This is a genomic window from Massilia aquatica (assembly GCF_011682045.1).
Taxonomy (GTDB): Bacteria; Pseudomonadota; Gammaproteobacteria; order Burkholderiales; family Burkholderiaceae_D; genus Telluria_A; species Telluria_A aquatica.
Window position 1 is genome coordinate 1 of sequence record NZ_VVIW01000098.1, and the last position, 211, is coordinate 211.

Consider the following 211-nt stretch of genomic DNA (forward strand, 5'->3'; position numbering starts at 1 on the left):
TGGGAAGCAGGTTAATATTCCTGCACCGTCGTATGATGCGATGGGGGGACGGATCGCGGAAGGTTGTCCAGCGGTTGGAAGTGCTGGTTTTTGACTCATAGAAGGCGCTTAGGCAAATCCGGGCGCGCAATTCAAGGGGTCGAGACGAGAGACTTAGGTCTTGAAGCAATCGGAAGTGGTTCCAAGAAAAGCCTCTAAGCTTCAGTCATAC

The 211-nt window shown here is 52.1% G+C and carries 1 rRNA gene; it reads left to right on the forward strand.

The annotated features are described in order from the left end of the window. Window positions 1-211, forward strand: a 23S ribosomal RNA gene (locus F1609_RS35585); the annotation flags it as partial.